The sequence below is a fragment of the Salmonella sp. SAL04202 genome (genome assembly GCF_046550775.1).
Taxonomy (GTDB): Bacteria; Pseudomonadota; Gammaproteobacteria; order Enterobacterales; family Enterobacteriaceae; genus Salmonella; species Salmonella enterica.
In genome coordinates this window covers 1,972,134-1,989,341 of the sequence record NZ_JBGDXK010000001.1, presented here as the reverse complement: position 1 = coordinate 1,989,341, position 17,208 = coordinate 1,972,134, and the positions used below count along the sequence as shown (strand labels likewise).

The 17,208-nt window shown below is 55.5% G+C and carries 17 protein-coding genes; 13 read left to right on the top strand and 4 right to left on the bottom strand.

The annotated features are described in order from the left end of the window. Positions 1-3 precede the first annotated feature (3 nt). The 4 genes from ACLJQJ_RS10000 (at position 4) to dusC (ending at position 3,613) form a co-directional block, all read left to right on the top strand. The gene (locus tag ACLJQJ_RS10000) at positions 4-705 is read left to right on the top strand and encodes a fumarylacetoacetate hydrolase family protein (protein WP_000170621.1); all 702 of its coding nucleotides are present in this window, start codon (positions 4-6) and stop codon (positions 703-705) included. A gap of 8 nt (positions 706-713) precedes the next feature. After that, positions 714-1,358, top strand: coding sequence for a maleylacetoacetate isomerase (gene maiA, locus ACLJQJ_RS09995; protein WP_000781195.1), 645 nt, complete (start codon positions 714-716; stop codon positions 1,356-1,358). Between the two features lie 14 nt (positions 1,359-1,372). Beyond that, on the top strand, positions 1,373-2,566 hold the full coding sequence (locus ACLJQJ_RS09990) for a 3-hydroxybenzoate 6-monooxygenase (RefSeq protein WP_000150103.1): 1,194 nt from the start codon (positions 1,373-1,375) through the stop codon (positions 2,564-2,566). 108 nt (positions 2,567-2,674) lie between these two features. Beyond that, a complete protein-coding gene (dusC, locus tag ACLJQJ_RS09985) occupies positions 2,675-3,613 on the top strand; it encodes a tRNA dihydrouridine(16) synthase DusC (protein WP_050067737.1) in 939 nt (312 codons plus the stop codon). A gap of 57 nt (positions 3,614-3,670) precedes the next feature. Here dusC and yohP read toward each other — a convergent pair whose 3' ends face one another. Then, positions 3,671-3,754, bottom strand: coding sequence for a small membrane protein YohP (yohP, locus tag ACLJQJ_RS09980; protein ID WP_000698460.1), 84 nt, complete (start codon positions 3,752-3,754; stop codon positions 3,671-3,673). A 317-nt stretch (positions 3,755-4,071) separates the two neighbouring features. On the opposite strand from yohP, the gene mdtQ reads away from it, so the two are divergent. Together mdtQ and ACLJQJ_RS09970 are read left to right on the top strand one after the other, a co-directional pair. Then, the gene (mdtQ, locus tag ACLJQJ_RS09975) at positions 4,072-5,508 is read left to right on the top strand and encodes a multidrug resistance outer membrane protein MdtQ (protein WP_001081453.1); all 1,437 of its coding nucleotides are present in this window, start codon (positions 4,072-4,074) and stop codon (positions 5,506-5,508) included. Positions 5,509-5,573: 65 nt separating this feature from the next. Then, on the top strand, positions 5,574-6,335 hold the full coding sequence (locus ACLJQJ_RS09970; protein WP_000169608.1) for an SDR family oxidoreductase: 762 nt from the start codon (positions 5,574-5,576) through the stop codon (positions 6,333-6,335). A gap of 47 nt (positions 6,336-6,382) precedes the next feature. On the opposite strand, the gene ACLJQJ_RS09965 is transcribed toward ACLJQJ_RS09970, so the two are convergent. Beyond that, on the bottom strand, positions 6,383-6,952 hold the full coding sequence (locus tag ACLJQJ_RS09965; RefSeq protein ID WP_001523476.1) for a DedA family protein: 570 nt from the start codon (positions 6,950-6,952) through the stop codon (positions 6,383-6,385). 159 nt (positions 6,953-7,111) lie between these two features. Between ACLJQJ_RS09965 and ACLJQJ_RS09960 the strand changes: the two genes are divergently transcribed. Both ACLJQJ_RS09960 and pbpG read left to right on the top strand, forming a co-directional pair. After that, positions 7,112-7,699, top strand: a complete 588-nt coding sequence (locus ACLJQJ_RS09960; RefSeq protein WP_001017057.1) for a Yip1 family protein — start codon at positions 7,112-7,114, stop codon at positions 7,697-7,699. A gap of 165 nt (positions 7,700-7,864) precedes the next feature. Next, entirely contained in the window at positions 7,865-8,812 is a 948-nt protein-coding gene (gene pbpG, locus ACLJQJ_RS09955; protein ID WP_063814053.1) for a D-alanyl-D-alanine endopeptidase, read from the top strand. A gap of 57 nt (positions 8,813-8,869) precedes the next feature. Here pbpG and dld read toward each other — a convergent pair whose 3' ends face one another. Further along, entirely contained in the window at positions 8,870-10,600 is a 1,731-nt protein-coding gene (gene dld / locus ACLJQJ_RS09950) for a D-lactate dehydrogenase (protein WP_000095234.1), read from the bottom strand. Between the two features lie 266 nt (positions 10,601-10,866). On the opposite strand from dld, the gene bglX reads away from it, so the two are divergent. The 5 genes from bglX (at position 10,867) to ACLJQJ_RS09925 (ending at position 17,090) form a co-directional block, all read left to right on the top strand. Continuing rightward, positions 10,867-13,164 (top strand): beta-glucosidase BglX, encoded by a 2,298-nt coding sequence (gene bglX, locus ACLJQJ_RS09945; protein ID WP_000871555.1) that lies wholly within the window; start codon positions 10,867-10,869, stop codon positions 13,162-13,164. 180 nt (positions 13,165-13,344) lie between these two features. Further along, a complete protein-coding gene (locus ACLJQJ_RS09940) occupies positions 13,345-14,262 on the top strand; it encodes an ABC transporter substrate-binding protein (RefSeq protein ID WP_000155869.1) in 918 nt (305 codons plus the stop codon). 3 nt (positions 14,263-14,265) lie between these two features. Continuing rightward, positions 14,266-15,435, top strand: a complete 1,170-nt coding sequence (locus ACLJQJ_RS09935; RefSeq protein ID WP_039590597.1) for an ABC transporter permease — start codon at positions 14,266-14,268, stop codon at positions 15,433-15,435. Further along, positions 15,428-16,375 carry an ABC transporter ATP-binding protein gene (locus ACLJQJ_RS09930; RefSeq protein WP_000569166.1) on the top strand — a complete coding sequence of 316 codons (948 nt, stop codon included), beginning with the start codon at positions 15,428-15,430 and terminating at the stop codon, positions 16,373-16,375. The genes ACLJQJ_RS09935 and ACLJQJ_RS09930 overlap by 8 nt, the downstream gene beginning before the upstream one ends. Beyond that, the gene (locus tag ACLJQJ_RS09925; protein ID WP_000824854.1) at positions 16,359-17,090 is read left to right on the top strand and encodes an ABC transporter permease; all 732 of its coding nucleotides are present in this window, start codon (positions 16,359-16,361) and stop codon (positions 17,088-17,090) included. Before ACLJQJ_RS09930 ends, ACLJQJ_RS09925 begins: the two co-directional genes overlap by 17 nt. On the opposite strand, the gene ACLJQJ_RS09920 is transcribed toward ACLJQJ_RS09925, so the two are convergent. Next, positions 17,071-17,178, bottom strand: a complete 108-nt coding sequence (locus tag ACLJQJ_RS09920; RefSeq protein WP_001261696.1) for a protein YohO — start codon at positions 17,176-17,178, stop codon at positions 17,071-17,073. The genes ACLJQJ_RS09925 and ACLJQJ_RS09920 overlap by 20 nt on opposite strands. Between the last annotated feature and the right edge of the window lie 30 nt (positions 17,179-17,208).

The window sequence follows — 17,208 nt, the reverse complement described above, 5'->3', positions numbered from 1 at the left end:
AACATGACCAAATATGTATTCCAGCCGCAGGCCCCGGTGACAGTACCAGTGGCGGGCAGTGATGAGCAGTTTCCGGTACGTCGCGTTTACTGCGTGGGTCGCAACTATGCCGCCCATGCCCGTGAAATGGGCTTTGATCCCGATCGCGAACCGCCGTTCTTCTTTTGTAAACCAGCGGACGCTGTCGTCCCGGTAGCGGCGGGGGATACCCTGGAACTGCCGTATCCGGCGCAGACCGATAACTACCATTATGAAATTGAGCTGGTGGTGGCGATTGGTAAAAAGGGGAGCGATATTCCGCTGGAAAAAGCCCATGAATATGTCTGGGGATACGCCACCGGTCTGGACATGACGCGTCGCGATCGTCAGATGGAAATGCGTCAGATGGGACGCCCGTGGGAAATTGGCAAAGCGTTCGATCTCTCCGCGCCCATTGCGCCATTACACAAAGCCGCTGAAACGCATAATGTGGATAACGCCCCTATTTGGCTACAGGTTAACGGCGAAGACCATCAACGCAGCGATATTCGTCATCTGATTTGGTCGGTGAATGAAACCATCAGCTATTTGTCCGGCTTTTTTGAATTGCAGCCAGGCGATTTGATTTTCACCGGTACGCCAGAGGGGGTGGGCGCCGTGGTGAAAGGGGATGTCATCACCGGGAACGTAGAAGGTCTGACGCCGATTGCTGTGAAAATTGTCTGAGGTGAACGATGAAGCTGTACAGTTTCTTTAATAGTTCGGCGTCTTATCGTGTACGTATTGCGCTGGCGTTAAAGGGGATTGATTACCAGACGGTGGGCGTCAATATTCGTATCGGCCAGCAGAATGAGCTGGCCTACCGACGGATGAATCCGGTAGGCCTGGTGCCGACGCTGGTCACTGATGACGGCGAATCGTTGGGGCAATCGCTGGCCATCGTCGACTGGCTGGACCGACATTTTCCGCAAACGCCGCTGCTGCCGACGAGCGACCCGGCGCGCAGCCAGGCGCTGGAAATTGTCTACGCTATCGCCTGCGATATACACCCAATCAATAACATGCGCGTGTTGCGCTACCTGACCGATGAGCTGAAGGTTAGCGAAGAGGATAAAAAACGCTGGTACGCCCACTGGATACAGCAAGGGTTAAGCGCGGTAGAGCAGCTATTGCGTAAAAGTCAGTCCGGACGATTCTGCGTGGGCGACGCACCAGGACTTGCGGACTGCTGCCTGATTCCTCAGTGGGCGAATGCGCTCAGGATGGGCTGCGATTTATCAGGCTATCCGCGCTGTAAAGCCGTTTATGACGCCTGCGTACAGCTACCGGCGTTTATTGCCGCCGCGCCGGAAAATCAACAAGATAAAATCCCGGCCTGAAAAGGAGAATGACCATGACTCACGTGACAAGCGCAATTATTGTAGGTGGCGGAATCGGCGGCGCGGCGACCGCGCTGTCGCTGGCGCGCCAGGGAATAAAAGTCATGCTGTTGGAAAAAGCGCACGAAATTGGCGAGATTGGCGCGGGTATTCAGCTTGGGCCGAACGCTTTTTCGGCGCTGGATAGTCTCGGTGTGGGCGATGTTGCCCGCCAGCGTGCGGTGTTTACCGATCACATTACCATGATGGATGCCGTGAATGCCGAAGAAGTGGTATGCATTGAAACCGGGCAGGCGTTCCGCGACCATTTTGGCGGGCCGTATGCGGTAATTCACCGGGTAGATATTCATGCAACGGTATGGGAAGCGGTGCTGACGCACCCTGGCGTGGAGTATCGTACCTCGACCCATATTGTCGATATCCGCCAGACGCCGGATGACGTTACGGTGTTTGATGAGCAGGGAAATAGCTGGACGGCGGATATTCTTGTGGGCTGCGACGGCGTTAAATCGGTCGTGCGGCAAAGTTTACTCGGCGACGCGCCGCGCGTAACCGGGCATGTAGTCTATCGGGCGGTGATTGATTGCGACGATATGCCGGACGATTTACGTATTAATGCGCCGGTGCTGTGGGCAGGCCCGCATTGTCACCTGGTCCATTATCCGCTACGCGGAGGCCAACAGTACAATCTGGTGGTGACATTCCACAGCCGCCAGCAAGAAGAGTGGGGCGTGAAAGACGGCAGTAAAGAAGAGGTGCTCTCTTATTTTGCCGGTATTCATCCCCGCCCGCGCCAGATGCTGGATAAGCCGACCTCCTGGCGCCGCTGGTCGACCGCCGATCGCGAGCCGGTCGCGAAATGGGGAACCGAGCGTATCACTCTGGTGGGCGACGCCGCGCATCCGGTGGCGCAATATATGGCCCAGGGCGCCTGTATGGCGCTGGAAGACGCCGTCACGCTAGGCAAAGCGCTGGAACGCTGCGACGGCGACGCGCAGCAGGCATTTGCGCTGTATGAGTCGGTGCGTATTCCCCGCACGGCGCGTATCGTCTGGTCTACCCGCGAGATGGGGCGTCTCTATCACGCCGCCGGGGTGGAGCGTCAGGTGCGTAATCTGCTGTGGAAAGGGAAATCGCAGGAGGCGTTTTATCGCGGTATCGAATGGCTGTACGGCTGGAAAGAAGATAACTGTCTTGAGCCGCGTTGAGCGCCTTACGTGACGTAGCGTGGCGTTTGCGCCGCCACCCGGCAAAAAGTTTTGCTCATCGCAGAGAGGCGTTATGATAGCGCCTCTTTTTTTGCTGTGGATACCGATATGCGTGTTTTACTGGCGCCGATGGAAGGCGTGCTCGACGCGTTAGTGCGCGAGCTGCTGACCGAAGTGAATGATTACGATCTCTGCATCACCGAATTTGTGCGCGTGGTGGATCAGCTGCTGCCGGTAAAAGTGTTTCATCGCATCTGCCCGGAGTTGCATCACGCCAGCCGCACGCCGTCCGGCACGCCGGTGCGTATTCAGCTTCTGGGCCAGCATCCGCAGTGGCTGGCGGAAAACGCCGCGCGGGCGACGGCGTTGGGATCGTATGGCGTGGACCTGAACTGCGGCTGTCCGTCAAAAGTGGTGAACGGCAGCGGCGGCGGCGCGACATTGCTCAAAGATCCCGAACTCATCTATCAGGGCGCGAAAGCGATGCGGGCCGCGGTACCGTCGCATCTGCCGGTGACGGTAAAAGTGCGTCTCGGCTGGGATAGCGGCGATAGAAAATTTGAAATCGCCGATGCGGTGCAGCAGGCCGGCGCCAGTGAACTGGTGGTGCATGGCCGTACTAAAGCGCAGGGCTACCGCGCCGAGCATATCGACTGGCAGGCGATCGGCGAAATACGCCAGCGTCTGACTATTCCGGTTATCGCGAATGGCGAAATCTGGGACTGGCAGAGCGCGCAGGCATGTATGGCGACCAGCGGCTGCGATGCGGTGATGATTGGCCGTGGGGCGTTAAATATTCCTAACCTGAGCCGGGTGGTGAAGTATAACGAACCGCGTATGCCGTGGCCGGAAGTGGTAACGTTATTACAAAAATATACCCGACTGGAAAAGCAGGGCGATACCGGTTTATACCATGTCGCGCGTATTAAACAGTGGTTGGGATATTTACGTAAGGAATATATTGAGGCGACAGAACTCTTTCAGTCGATTCGGGCGTTAAACCGTTCGTCCGAGATTGCGCGGGTGATTCAGGCTATTAAAATCTAATCTCTACAGCGTCCAGAACGTGTGCCGGGCAGATACTATCGCTGCCCGGCGCAGGAATCAGAAAATCATCTTAAACACGCCCGTTACCACCAACAGCCCAATCAGAAAAATAATTAAGATTGCCCATAGAAGAATTTTCATTGTTTGTCCCTTTATTGGTAAATACAAACAAAGTATAGGAAAGTATTAAGCCATCTGCTGCTTTGTTGGGCGCGGCGACGTTTAACTCATGAAGGCTGCTGGCGCGTATTGCAGCAAAATCGTTCATTTATGAACGGGTTAGTGGGACTTTTCATTGAAGTATTACATCAAAAAATGTATCAGATGAAATTATTTGCTAATCATATAAATTTCAAAATATGTCTTTTGTTGTCTGATGATGTATTGCCACGCGTAACTAAAAAATAGATCGCCGTAAGACGTACTCTCTGCGCACCTTTTTTTATCAGAACACCTCCATGAATCGTAATTCTTTCCTTGCCGCGACAGCGAGCTTACCGCTTTTTATTTTGCTGGCGGGCTGCGCCCCCATGCACGATACCCGCCAGTCGCTGACCCAGCAGACGCCCTCTTCTCATGTTGATTCCAGCCTGCCGGCGGCATTGAAAAACGGTTGGCCGGATAGCCAGTGGTGGAAGGCGTATCACGATGCGCAGCTTGACGCGCTGATTGATAATGCCATACAGCATTCGCCGGATATGCAGGTGGCTGAACAGCGTATTCAACTGGCGGAAGCGCAGGCGAAAGCGGTTGAGGCGCAGGACGGCCCGCAGCTCGACTTTTCCGCTGACATTGAGCGCCAGCGAATGTCAGCGGAAGGGCTGATGGGGCCATTCGCGATTACCGACCCCGCGGCGGGAACGACCGGGCCGTGGTATACCAACGGTACATTCGGCCTGACGGCAGGCTGGGATCTGGATTTATGGGGGAAAAACCGCGCTGAAGTTACCGCGCGGATCGGGGCGGTCAAAGCGCGCGAAGCGGAGCAGGAGCAGACCCGACAACTGCTGGCAAGCGGCGTGGCGCGACTCTACTGGGAGTGGCAGACGCAGGCGGCGCTGAAAAATGTGCTGATGCAAATCGAGCATGAGCAGCAAAACGTGGTGGCGGTAAACCGGGAGTTGTATCAACACGGTATTACTTCTTCTGTTGAAGGGGTCGAGACCGATATCGACGCCAGCAAAACCCAGCAGCAGTTGAATGACGTTAACGGTAAAATGAAGGTTATTGAAGCGCGGCTCAGCGCGTTAACCAATACGCAATCGGCGGCGCTCAAGCTGCGTCAGGTGAGTCTCCCCGCCGTTGAAAGCCAGTTACCGTCGCAACTGGGGTATTCGTTGCTGGCGCGCCGGGCGGATCTACAGGCCGCGCACTGGTACATTGAATCCTCGTTGAGCAGCATTGACGCCGCGAAGGCCGCGTTTTATCCCGATATCAATCTGATGGCTTTTTTACAGCAGGATGCGTTACATCTGAGCGATCTGTTCCGCCATTCCGCACAGCAATATGGCATTACCGGCGGGCTGACGCTGCCGATTTTCGACAGCGGCAGGCTGAATGCCAACCTCGATATCGCCAAAGCGCAAAGCAACCTTTCTATCGCCAACTACAACAAAGCGGTGGTAGATGCGGTTAATGATGTGGCGCGCGCCGCCAGTCAGGTAGAGACGCTGGCGCAGAAAAATCAGCATCAGCAGCAGATTGAGCATGACGCGCAGCGTGTGGTCGGTCTGGCGCAAGCGCGCTTTAATGCCGGCATTATTGCGGGTTCCCGCGTGAGCGAGGCCAAAATCCCGGCACTGCGCGAGCAGTGTAACGGCTTGCTGTTGCAGGGCCAGTGGCTGGATGCCTCTATTCAGCTTACCAGCGCGCTGGGCGGCGGTTATCATTCCTGATTTTTCCGGATGATTCAGACAGGGTTCCTATACTTAGGCTGTGTATGAATCATCCGGAGAGGAATATGACCAAAGTCGCAATTGTAACGGCATCAGATTCGGGAATTGGCAAAGCGTGTGCGTTGTTATTAGCACAAAACGGTTTTGATATTGGTATCACCTGGCATTCCGATGAACGCGGCGCGCAGGAAACGGCGAAAAAAGCGGCGCAATTTGGTGTGCGGGCTGAGACCATTCATCTTGACCTGAGCCAGTTGCCCGAGGGCGCACAGGCCATTGAACATCTTATTCAGCGCCTGGGGCGCGTTGACGTGCTGGTCAATAATGCCGGGGCGATGACCAAATCCGCGTTTATTGATATGCCGTTTACGCAGTGGCGGCAAATTTTTACCGTGGATGTCGATGGCGCGTTTCTCTGCGCGCAGATCGCCGCCCGGCATATGATTAAACAAGGAGAGGGAGGGCGCATTATAAATATCACCTCCGTCCATGAGCATACGCCGCTTCCGCAAGCCAGCGCCTATACCGCGGCGAAACATGCGCTGGGGGGATTGACTAAATCCATGGCGCTGGAACTGATTGAGCATCATATTTTGGTCAACGCCGTCGCGCCAGGCGCTATCGCCACGCCGATGAATGATATGGATGACAGCGACATTGAGCCGGGATCGGAACCCTCGATCCCTATCGCCCGACCGGGTTCTACGCATGAAATAGCCAGCCTCGTCGCCTGGCTGTGTTCGGAAGGAGCAAGCTATACCACCGGCCAGTCGCTGATTGTCGACGGCGGGTTTATGCTGGCGAATCCGCAATTCAACGCAAAATAAACGCCGGGGCCGGATGGCGGCGTTATGCCATCCGGATACCATCGGGTTTAACGGGCCTCCGCTTTGCCGCGTCTTTTCAGCCACCAGCGCACGCCCACTACCAGGACGATGGCCAGAATCAGCCAGACCCCGTGCCTGAGATGCTGATCGAGGTCGTGCAGCCATGGCGCGATCACCTCGCCGCCAAGATATCCCAGCGTGGTAAACAGCAGCGCCCAGATCAGCGCGCCTACAATATTCAGCGGCAGAAAAATTTTAGGCGGCAGGCGGCTGGCGCCAATCAGCAGCGGGCCAACCACCCGGAAGCCATACATAAAACGCGTGCCGATCACAAACAGATACGGATGGCGTTGGATCATTTTCTGCGCGCGACGAATCTTCGTATGATAACGCGGGAAACGACGCAGGATCTTCCCGCCATAGCATCGTCCTAACAGGTAAAGTAGCTGATCGCCCATCATCCCTCCCAGCGCGACGGCCGCCGCCACCAGCGGAAACTTGAGTAATCCCTGATGCGCCGCGACGCCCCCCAACAGGGTAACGGTTTCACCTTCGGCCATACTGCCGATAACCAGCGCCGCATAGCCATAATGCGTAATAAGCGTGTTGATATCCATGCGTAAACCACCTCCGGCATTAAGCATACACCCTGGCAAGAGGCGTGCGCGGCAAAGCCGACGTTTTGCCGGAGACTATTTTGCCGTTGCTCATAAAATAACCAGAAACTGAATTATACTTGAACATACTGGCATCTGAGGCAGCAGGAAGGGGGCAGTATGAACCATGTATGGGGGCTTTTTTCCCATCCCGATCGGGAAATGCAGGTGATCAAAAGCGAAAACGAAACCGTTTCGCATCACTATACGCACCATGTTTTGCTGATGGCGGCGATTCCCGTCGTCTGCGCCTTTATCGGCACGACGCAAATCGGCTGGAATTTTGGCGACGGCAACGTGTTACAACTCTCGCTGTTTACCGCTTTTGCGCTGGCGGTCTTGTTCTACGGCGTGATGCTGGCGGGCGTCGCGGTGATGGGACGCGTCATCTGGTGGATGGCGCGAAACTATCCGCAACGGCCATCGCTTGCGCGCTGTATGGTTTTTGCCGGCTATGTCGCGACGCCGCTGTTTTTAAGTGGTCTGGTGGCGCTCTATCCCCTGGTATGGCTATGCGCTTTGGTCGGCGCTGTCGCGCTCTTTTACACCGGCTATTTGCTGTATTTGGGTATTCCGACTTTCCTTAACATTAATAGAGAGGAAGGATTAAGCTTCTCCAGTTCGACGCTCGCTATCGGCGTACTGGTCCTGGAGGTGCTACTGGCGATCACCGTGATCCTGTGGGGATACGGCTACCGCCTGTTCTGATGCGAAAAAGGGCTGGCGCAAAAGCCAGCAATGCAGCATTTGCTGACGATTCTTCTGTAGCGGCAACGCTGGCGTGCCGCTATGATGCCACTGCTAGCTTGAGTATAATCTTAGCTCAGGCGGTGTGCGTTACGACGCGCGTGAATCATTATCAGAAATCTCATCATGCTGAAATTCCGAGCTTCATTCCTGAGCCTTGCTCTGATGTTGGCCGTACCTTTTGCCCCGCAGGCCGTGGCGAAAACGGCAGCGACAACCGCGGCGTCTCAACCTGAGATTGCCTCCGGTAGCGCAATGATTGTTGATCTCAACACCAATAAAGTGATCTATTCGAACCACCCGGATCTGGTGCGTCCGATTGCCTCGATAACCAAATTAATGACAGCGATGGTCGTGCTCGACGCGCGATTGCCGCTGGATGAAATACTGAAGGTCGATATCAGCCAGACGCCGGAAATGAAAGGGGTTTACTCCCGCGTGCGCCTGAACAGCGAAATTAGCCGCAAAAATATGTTGCTGCTGGCGTTGATGTCATCCGAAAACCGTGCGGCGGCAAGCCTGGCGCACTATTATCCTGGCGGTTATAACGCGTTTATTAAAGCGATGAATGCGAAGGCGAAAGCGCTGGGCATGACGCATACCCGCTTCGTTGAGCCGACGGGGCTGTCGATTCATAACGTCTCGACCGCGCGGGATTTAACAAAATTGCTGATTGCCACGAAGCAATACCCGCTGATTGGCCAGCTAAGCACCACGCGCGAAGATATGGCGACATTCTCGCATCCGGCGTATACGCTGCCGTTTCGCAATACCAACCATTTGGTCTACCGTGATAACTGGAATATCCAGTTAACGAAAACCGGCTTTACCAGTGCGGCGGGGCATTGCCTGGTGATGCGTACCGTGATCAATAACAAACCGGTCGCGCTGGTGGTCATGGACGCGTTCGGCAAATATACCCACTTTGCGGACGCCAGTCGCCTGCGTACATGGATTGAAACCGGTAAAGTCATGCCCGTTCCGGCTGCCGCGCTGAGCTATAAAAAGCAAAAAGCCGCGCAAATGGCGGCAGCCAGCGCCAGTGCCGGGGCGCAAACCGCACAGAACGATTAAGTCGCCGCAGGCCCGGCAGGCATCGCGCCGCCGGGCTTCACGGTAAACCGCACGGTGTTAATGCGTTTCGTCGGGCGTATTTTCCTGCCAGAATTTCCGCTTACTCGTTTTGCCGATACCGGGGTTCATACTGTTGGTTGGGTCATTTTGCCGATAAAAACGCGTCAGCGTTTCCGGCGCTTTATACAGATGTCCAACGTTGTGCTCCGCCGGGTATTGTGCCCCGCGCGCCTGCAACAGCTCCAGCATTTGCGCTTTCAGCGCATGGACGTCGACGCCTTTCTTCACGATATAGTCCTGATGAAAAACGTGGCACATAAAGTGGCCGTAATAGAGTTTATGTACCAGTTGGCTGTCGATTTCCGGCGGCAGATGCTCGAACCAGTCGGTATCGTTGCGGCGCAGGGCGATATCCAGCGCCAGAATATCTTCCACTTCATCAGCGTGTACGGCCTGATAACGAATCGCTGCGCCAGCAGCGGCGAAGCGGTGCAGGAAGGCTTTGCTGCCTTCTTCCGGCGTACAGGTGAAGAAACCGCCCTCAGCGGATTTAAAAAATTCATTCAGCCAGCGTTGCGCTTCTGCGACGCCGTCTCCCGCCATTTTTAACAGCAGATGATGCTCATATTTATCGCGCCAGTTTTTCATTCGCGGCGGCAGATGGCTGGGAAACAGATGGCCGAATTTCTGCATCGCGCGGTCGGTGAAATGCGGACGGAAAAATTTTACTTTTTCCAGCATCGCATCGGTTCGGCCTTTTAGCGTGAAAAAGAATGGCATCTTGTCGGTGCCGAGTTTATCGATCATCAGAAAGGTATCTTTACCGTACTGCTCCGCAATATCGTAGATATCGCGATGCATATATTCTCCCGCCACTGGCAGATTGTCGAAGTTCGCCAGAATATGCCGACGGATTTCAGTCAGTACCGCGGGCTGATTGGTGCCGATATAAAAAACCTGCTGATTTTTTTCCGCTGCAAAGGTATCAAGGCGAACGGCAAAAACCGCCAGTTTTCCGGCGCAGCCGGAAGATTCAAACAAACGGTCCGGGTCGGCGTTATAGCGGGCGGGCGTATCGGCGTTGATATCTCGTACCCGCGTCACGTAGTCGTGATCGTGCGCATGACGACCATCGTGACGCACATCCTCATCTTTAATCCGTTCATCATCCAGCTTGCTCAGGATCTGCTCCGGGGTATGCCCAAGATCGATACCCAGATGATTGACCAGTTGCAGTTTGCCTTGCTCGTCAATACGGGCAAAGAGCGACATCTCGGTATAGGCCGGGCCGCGCTGCACCAGCGAGCCGCCGGAGTTATTACAGATGCCGCCGATGACCGACGCGCCGATACACGACGAACCAATCACCGAGTGCGGTTCACGGCCCAGCGGTTTAAGCGCTTTTTCCAGCGCATAGAGCGTCGTACCGGGCCAGGCCAGAACCTGTTGGCCGTTATCCAGTAAGTGCAGCTTATCCAGCCGCTGGGTGCTGATAATCACAATATCGCGATCGTAGTCGTTGCCGTTCGGCGTGGAGCCTTCCGTCAGACCGGTGTTGGCGGCCTGCATCAGAATAATTTTGTCAGCGTTAACGCAGGCGTTGAGCACACGCCACAGTTCCAGTAACGAACCCGGGAAAACAACGGCCAGCGCGTCGCCCTGACCGGAACGGAAACCCTTGCGATAGCGGGCGGTTTTGGCGGGGTCTGTCAGCAGGTGAGAATGGCCTACCAGGCGGGCCAGCTCATTCAGGAACGTTTTATTATCAGTCATTGTTATGGAAGACATTCTCCACTCCTTGTGGTGGGACAAAATATCAGCGTTAAGCATAGCGCTTTGTATGACAATACGCTTTCTCATTCAAATTGTTTCTGTGTTGGTGGTATTCATTTGCCGCCTTGATACCATTTGCTGGCGGTTGCGTATTCGACTGTGCGGAAAATTAGGAGAATAACCTTCGCTTTCTTCTCCTCTCGCGTTTAGGCTTATGGCAAACTGCGGTTTTTATTCTGTTTTTACCGCCTCGTCGGGATAAAGATAAAGAGAGACTCAACATGAAATGGTTATGTTCAGTAGGTGTTGCTGTGAGTCTGGCGATGCAGCCAGCATTGGCGGAAAACCTGTTTGGCAATCACCCGCTGACGCCCGAAGCGCGCGACGCGTTCGTCACCGATTTACTCAAGAAAATGACTGTCGATGAAAAAATTGGTCAGTTACGTCTGATTAGCGTCGGCCCTGATAACCCGAAAGAAGCGATTCGCGAGATGATCAAAGACGGGCAGGTAGGGGCGATTTTCAATACCGTCACCCGCCAGGATATCCGTCAAATGCAGGATCAGGTGATGGCGTTGAGCCGCCTGAAAATTCCTCTCTTTTTTGCCTATGACGTGGTACACGGCCAGCGAACCGTCTTCCCGATAAGCCTCGGTCTGGCTTCTTCTTTTAATCTGGATGCGGTAAGAACCGTAGGACGCGTATCGGCGTATGAAGCGGCGGACGACGGCCTGAATATGACCTGGGCGCCGATGGTGGATGTCTCCCGCGATCCGCGTTGGGGACGCGCCTCCGAAGGCTTTGGCGAAGATACATATTTAACCTCTATCATGGGCGAAACCATGGTGAAAGCGATGCAGGGCAAAAGCCCGGCGGACCGCTATTCGGTGATGACCAGCGTGAAACATTTTGCCGCCTATGGCGCCGTTGAAGGCGGTAAAGAATACAACACCGTGGATATGAGTTCCCAGCGTCTGTTTAATGACTACATGCCGCCGTACAAAGCGGGGCTGGATGCGGGGAGCGGCGCGGTGATGGTGGCGCTGAACTCGCTGAACGGCACGCCTGCGACGTCAGATTCCTGGCTACTGAAAGATGTCCTGCGCGATGAGTGGGGCTTTAAGGGAATTACCGTTTCCGACCACGGCGCTATTAAAGAACTGATTAAACACGGTACCGCGGCCGACCCGGAAGATGCGGTGCGCGTGGCGCTAAAGGCAGGGGTGGATATGAGCATGGCGGATGAGTATTACAGCAAATATCTGCCGGGTCTGATTAAGTCGGGCAAAGTGACGATGGCGGAACTGGACGACGCGACACGCCATGTGCTCAACGTAAAATATGACATGGGATTGTTTAACGACCCCTATAGCCATCTGGGGCCGAAAGAGAGCGATCCGGTGGACACCAATGCCGAAAGCCGCCTGCATCGTAAAGAGGCGCGGGAAGTGGCGCGGGAAAGTGTGGTACTGCTGAAAAACCGGCTGGAAACGTTGCCGCTGAAAAAATCGGGCACCATTGCCGTTGTTGGGCCACTGGCCGACAGTCAACGTGATGTAATGGGAAGCTGGTCTGCTGCTGGGGTCGCGAATCAGTCAGTGACGGTGCTGGCGGGTATTCAAAATGCCGTCGGCGACGGGGCGAAGATCCTCTATGCCAAAGGGGCGAATATCACTAACGATAAAGATATCGTCGATTTCTTAAACCTGTATGAAGAGGCGGTGAAAATCGATCCGCGCTCACCGCAGGCGATGATTGATGAGGCGGTGCAGGCGGCGAAACAGGCCGATGTGGTGGTCGCGGTGGTAGGCGAGTCGCAGGGGATGGCGCATGAAGCCTCCAGCCGTACCAATATCACCATTCCGCAGAGTCAGCGCGACTTAATCACCGCTCTGAAAGCCACCGGTAAGCCGCTGGTACTGGTATTAATGAACGGCAGACCGCTGGCGCTGGTAAAAGAAGATCAACAGGCCGATGCGATTCTGGAGACCTGGTTTGCCGGGACGGAAGGCGGCAACGCCATTGCCGATGTGCTGTTTGGCGATTACAACCCGTCAGGCAAACTGCCGATCTCCTTCCCGCGTTCGGTGGGACAAATTCCGGTCTATTACAGCCATCTCAATACGGGACGCCCGTATAATCCTGAAAAGCCAAACAAATACACCTCACGTTATTTTGACGAAGCGAATGGCCCGCTCTATCCGTTTGGTTACGGTCTGAGCTACACCACATTTACGGTGTCTGACGTCACGCTCTCCTCACCGACAATGCAACGCGACGGCAAAGTCACGGCCAGCGTAGAGGTCACGAACACCGGTAAACGCGAAGGGGCTACGGTCATCCAGATGTACTTACAGGATGTCACGGCGTCAATGAGCCGCCCGGTGAAGCAATTAAAAGGCTTTGAAAAAATCACCCTCAAGCCCGGCGAAAGTAAAACCGTGAGTTTCCCGATTGATATCGAGGCGTTGAAGTTCTGGAATCAGCAGATGAAATATGACGCGGAACCCGGCAAGTTCAACGTCTTTATCGGCGTGGATTCCGCTCGCGTTAAACAAGGATCGTTCGAGCTACTGTAAGCCTGCCGTCAACAGGGCGCGATGGCAGCGCCCTGTCTGGCAATGACTTTTCCTGTCCCCCCTTTTATTGCCTGCCACGTCACTTAAACTGGCGGAAAATCCCAGGTTAAACGCAGACTTTTCAACTATGCTTTTTTCTCAAGTCTCTGAAAAAGGCCGTAAAAGGATGAGGAAAGCATCATGACGATCTCAAAGCTATGGGTAAGTTCGCTGGCGTTGCTGGCGACGGTGAGTTTACCTCTACAGGCGGCATCGCCCGTGACGGTCGGGTCAAAGATTGATACCGAAGGCGCACTGCTCGGCAACATGATTTTGCAGGTACTGGAAAGCCACGGCGTTAAAACGGTCAATAAAATTCAGCTCGGGACGACGCCAGTCGTTCGTGGCGCGATTACCGCCGGAGAGCTGGATATCTATCCGGAATACACCGGTAACGGGGCGTTCTTTTTTAAAGATGAAAACGATCCGGCATGGAAAAATGCAAAGCAAGGCTTTGAGAAAGTCAAAAAACTGGATGCGGAGCAGAATAAGCTGGTCTGGTTGACGCCTGCGCCGGCCAACAACACCTGGACCATCGCGATACGTCAGGACATCGCGGAAAAAAATAAACTCTCCTCGCTTGCCGATCTCAGCCGTTATCTGAAAGAGGGCGGCACTTTTAAACTGGCGGCGTCTGCGGAATTTATCGAACGGGCGGATGCGCTGCCGGCATTTGAAAAAGCCTATGATTTTACCTTGAATCAGAACCAGCTCTTGTCGCTGGCGGGCGGCGATACGGCGGTCACGATCAAAGCCGCCGCGCAACAAACATCCGGCGTTAACGCCGCGATGGCGTATGGCACCGACGGCCCGGTCGCCGCGCTGGGTCTGCAAACCCTGAGCGACCCGAAAGGCGTCCAGCCTATCTATGCCCCCGCGCCGGTAGTGCGTGAATCGGTGTTACAGGCCTATCCGCAGATAGCCGACTGGCTGCAGCCCGTTTTCGCCAGCCTTGATGAGAAAACGCTGCAACAGTTGAACGCCAGAATCGCCGTAGAAGGGCTGGATGCGAAAAAAGTCGCCGCAGATTACCTCCGACAAAAAGGGTGGGTGAAGTAATCTGTGAGTGATGCTGCCAAAAAAATTACGGTTAATCGTGTGCTGTTGCTGTTGGTTGTTCTGACCCTGCTTGCTGTCGCGCTACCTTTCATTAATTACGCCCCGAATCGTCTGGTGAGCGGCGAGGGGCGCCAGTTATGGGAGATCTGGCCGGCGGCCATCTGGATGCTGACTGGCGCGGGATGCGCGCTGTTTACGCTGTGCTTTGTACCCGGTAAACGCGGTAGCGTACTGACGCTGATGATGGCGCAGACGCTTTTTATTGTCATGCTGTGGGGAGTCGGCAGGGCGGCGACCCAGTTGGCGCAGGAGGGCAGCCCGCTGGCGCGTACCAGTCTGGGAAGTGGATTGTGGCTGGGCCTCGGTCTGATGCTGCTGGCCTGTAGCGATGCGATCCGCCGTATTACCACTGGGCCGCTGTGGCGCTGGTTGCTGCACGCGCAAATTGTCATTGTCCCGCTGGCGCTGCTGTTTTCAGGCACGTTCGACAACCTCTCGCTTCTGAAAGAGTATACCAATCGCCAGGATGTTTTCGATGCCGCGCTGGTGCAACATTTGATGTTACTGGCAGGCACGGTGCTGCCGGCGCTGGCGATCGGACTACCGTTGGGCGTCTGGTGTTATTTTTCCGCCTCACGCCAGGGGCCGGTGTTTACCGTGCTGAATGTGATCCAGACTATCCCTTCCGTCGCGCTGTTTGGCCTGCTGATTGCGCCGTTGGCCGGGCTGGTGAAACAGTTTCCGTGGCTTGCCGAATTCGGCGTCGCGGGAACCGGCATGACGCCTGCGCTGATAGCGCTGGTGCTCTATGCGTTATTGCCGCTGGTGCGCGGCGTGGTCGCCGGGCTCAATCAGGTGCCGCGCGATGTGCTGGAGAGCGCAAGAGCAATGGGAATGAGTAGCGGCCAGCGCTTCAGGCATGTGCAACTGCCGCTGGCGCTGCCGGTCTTTTTACGTAGCCTGCGGGTAGTAATGGTTCAGACAGTCGGAATGGCCGTCGTCGCCGCGCTGATTGGCGCGGGAGGTTTCGGCGCGCTGGTGTTTCAGGGGCTATTGAGCAGCGCCATTGATTTAGTCCTGTTGGGCGTCATTCCGGTGATTGCGCTGGCGGTAGTGATCGACGCGCTGTTTGATTTATGGATCGCGTTTTTGAAGGGAGCAACCGATGATTGAATTTAACCATGTCAGTAAAACCTTCGGCGATCAACAGGCTGTTAGCGACCTCAATTTGCACTTTAGCGAAGGCAGCTTTTCGGTGTTAATTGGCACCTCCGGTTCGGGAAAATCGACCACTCTGAAGATGATTAACCGGCTGGTAGAGCATGATAGCGGAACGATCCGTTTTGCCGGGGAAGAGATCCGCAGCCTGCCGGTGCTTGAACTGCGCCGTCGCATGGGCTATGCCATTCAGTCTATCGGTCTTTTTCCCCACTGGACGGTGGCGCAAAATATCGCCACCGTACCGCAATTACAAAAGTGGTCGCGTGCGCGGATTAACGATCGTATTGATGAACTGATGGCATTATTGGGTCTGGAAAGCGCGCTGCGCGATCGTTATCCGCATCAGCTTTCCGGCGGGCAACAGCAGCGGGTCGGCGTTGCGCGGGCGCTGGCTGCCGATCCGCAGGTATTGCTGATGGACGAGCCTTTCGGCGCGCTTGATCCGGTAACGCGCGGCGCATTGCAGCAGGAGATGACCCGCATTCATCAGCTACTGGGGCGCACCATCGTACTGGTGACGCACGACATCGACGAGGCGCTACGCCTCGCCGACCATCTGGTGCTGATGGACGGGGGCCACGTTATCCAACAGGGATCGCCGCTTTCTATGCTGACCTCGCCGGAAAATGATTTCGTGCAGGCGTTTTTTGGCCGCAGCGAGCTGGGCGTAAGGCTGCTTTCGTTACGTAGCGTAGGCGATTATGTACGCCGGCATGAACAGCTCAGCGGCGACGCGCTGGTGGAAGAGATGACGCTACGCGATGCGCTATCGATGTTTGTCGCCCGTCGGTGCGACGTCCTGCCGGTGGCGAATCAGCAGGGCGAGCCCTGCGGTACGCTCCATTTCCGCGATCTGCTTTCGGAGACGTCTCCCCGTGAAACGACTGTGTGATCCGCTTCTCTGGCTTATTGTTCTGTTCTTGCTTCTGCTGTTTGGATTGCCTTATAGCCAGCCGTTCTTCGCCGCGCTGTTTCCCGATTTACCGCGCCCGGTCTACCAACAGGAGAGTTTTGCCGCCCTCGCGCTCGCCCATTTCTGGTTGGTGGGCATCTCAAGTCTGTTTGCCGTCGTGGTGGGCGTCGGCGCAGGGATTGCGGTCACGCGAGAAAGTGGGAAAGAGTTTCGTCCCCTGGTGGAGACTATCGCCGCCGTCGGGCAGACCTTTCCGCCGGTCGCGGTACTGGCGATCGCGGTACCCGTCATGGGTTTTGGTCAGCAACCGGCCATTATCGCCTTGATCCTGTATGGGGTGTTGCCCATCCTGCAGGCGACCCTGGCCGGGCTGGGCGCGGTGCCTGCCAGCGTGATGAGCGTTGCCAGCGGTATGGGAATGAGCCGTCGCCAACAGTTGTATCAGGTTGAGCTGCCGCTGGCCGCGCCGGTGATTCTGGCGGGCATCCGAACCTCGGTGATTATCAATATTGGTACGGCGACCATCGCTTCAACGGTGGGGGCCAGTACGTTAGGCACGCCGATCATTATCGGGCTTAGCGGCTTTAATACGGCCTATGTTATCCAGGGGGCGCTGCTGGTGGCGCTGGCGGCGATCATTATCGATCGCCTGTTTGAAAGGCTGACGCGCGCGCTTACCCGGCACGCAAAATAAAACTGTAACCTGCCAGCATCACGCCGCCGATACCGCCAATAGCCATCAGCAGGAAAAGGGCGATCACCCCGATTTTCGCTACGCGCATTATGTACTCCTTATGTTAATAAAAGGAGTA

Coding starts and splice junctions, on each gene's coding strand:
- ACLJQJ_RS10000 (WP_000170621.1), top strand. CDS start 4: ATGACCAAATATGTATTCCAGCCGCAGGCCCCGGTGACAGTACCAGTG.
- ACLJQJ_RS09940 (WP_000155869.1), top strand. CDS start 13,345: ATGACGATCTCAAAGCTATGGGTAAGTTCGCTGGCGTTGCTGGCGACG.
- yohP (WP_000698460.1), bottom strand. CDS start 3,754: ATGAAAATTCTTCTATGGGCAATCTTAATTATTTTTCTGATTGGGCTG.
- dusC (WP_050067737.1), top strand. CDS start 2,675: ATGCGTGTTTTACTGGCGCCGATGGAAGGCGTGCTCGACGCGTTAGTG.
- bglX (WP_000871555.1), top strand. CDS start 10,867: ATGAAATGGTTATGTTCAGTAGGTGTTGCTGTGAGTCTGGCGATGCAG.
- ACLJQJ_RS09920 (WP_001261696.1), bottom strand. CDS start 17,178: ATGCGCGTAGCGAAAATCGGGGTGATCGCCCTTTTCCTGCTGATGGCT.
- ACLJQJ_RS09970 (WP_000169608.1), top strand. CDS start 5,574: ATGACCAAAGTCGCAATTGTAACGGCATCAGATTCGGGAATTGGCAAA.
- ACLJQJ_RS09990 (WP_000150103.1), top strand. CDS start 1,373: ATGACTCACGTGACAAGCGCAATTATTGTAGGTGGCGGAATCGGCGGC.
- pbpG (WP_063814053.1), top strand. CDS start 7,865: ATGCTGAAATTCCGAGCTTCATTCCTGAGCCTTGCTCTGATGTTGGCC.
- maiA (WP_000781195.1), top strand. CDS start 714: ATGAAGCTGTACAGTTTCTTTAATAGTTCGGCGTCTTATCGTGTACGT.
- ACLJQJ_RS09930 (WP_000569166.1), top strand. CDS start 15,428: ATGATTGAATTTAACCATGTCAGTAAAACCTTCGGCGATCAACAGGCT.
- dld (WP_000095234.1), bottom strand. CDS start 10,600: ATGTCTTCCATAACAATGACTGATAATAAAACGTTCCTGAATGAGCTG.
- mdtQ (WP_001081453.1), top strand. CDS start 4,072: ATGAATCGTAATTCTTTCCTTGCCGCGACAGCGAGCTTACCGCTTTTT.
- ACLJQJ_RS09960 (WP_001017057.1), top strand. CDS start 7,112: ATGAACCATGTATGGGGGCTTTTTTCCCATCCCGATCGGGAAATGCAG.
- ACLJQJ_RS09965 (WP_001523476.1), bottom strand. CDS start 6,952: ATGGATATCAACACGCTTATTACGCATTATGGCTATGCGGCGCTGGTT.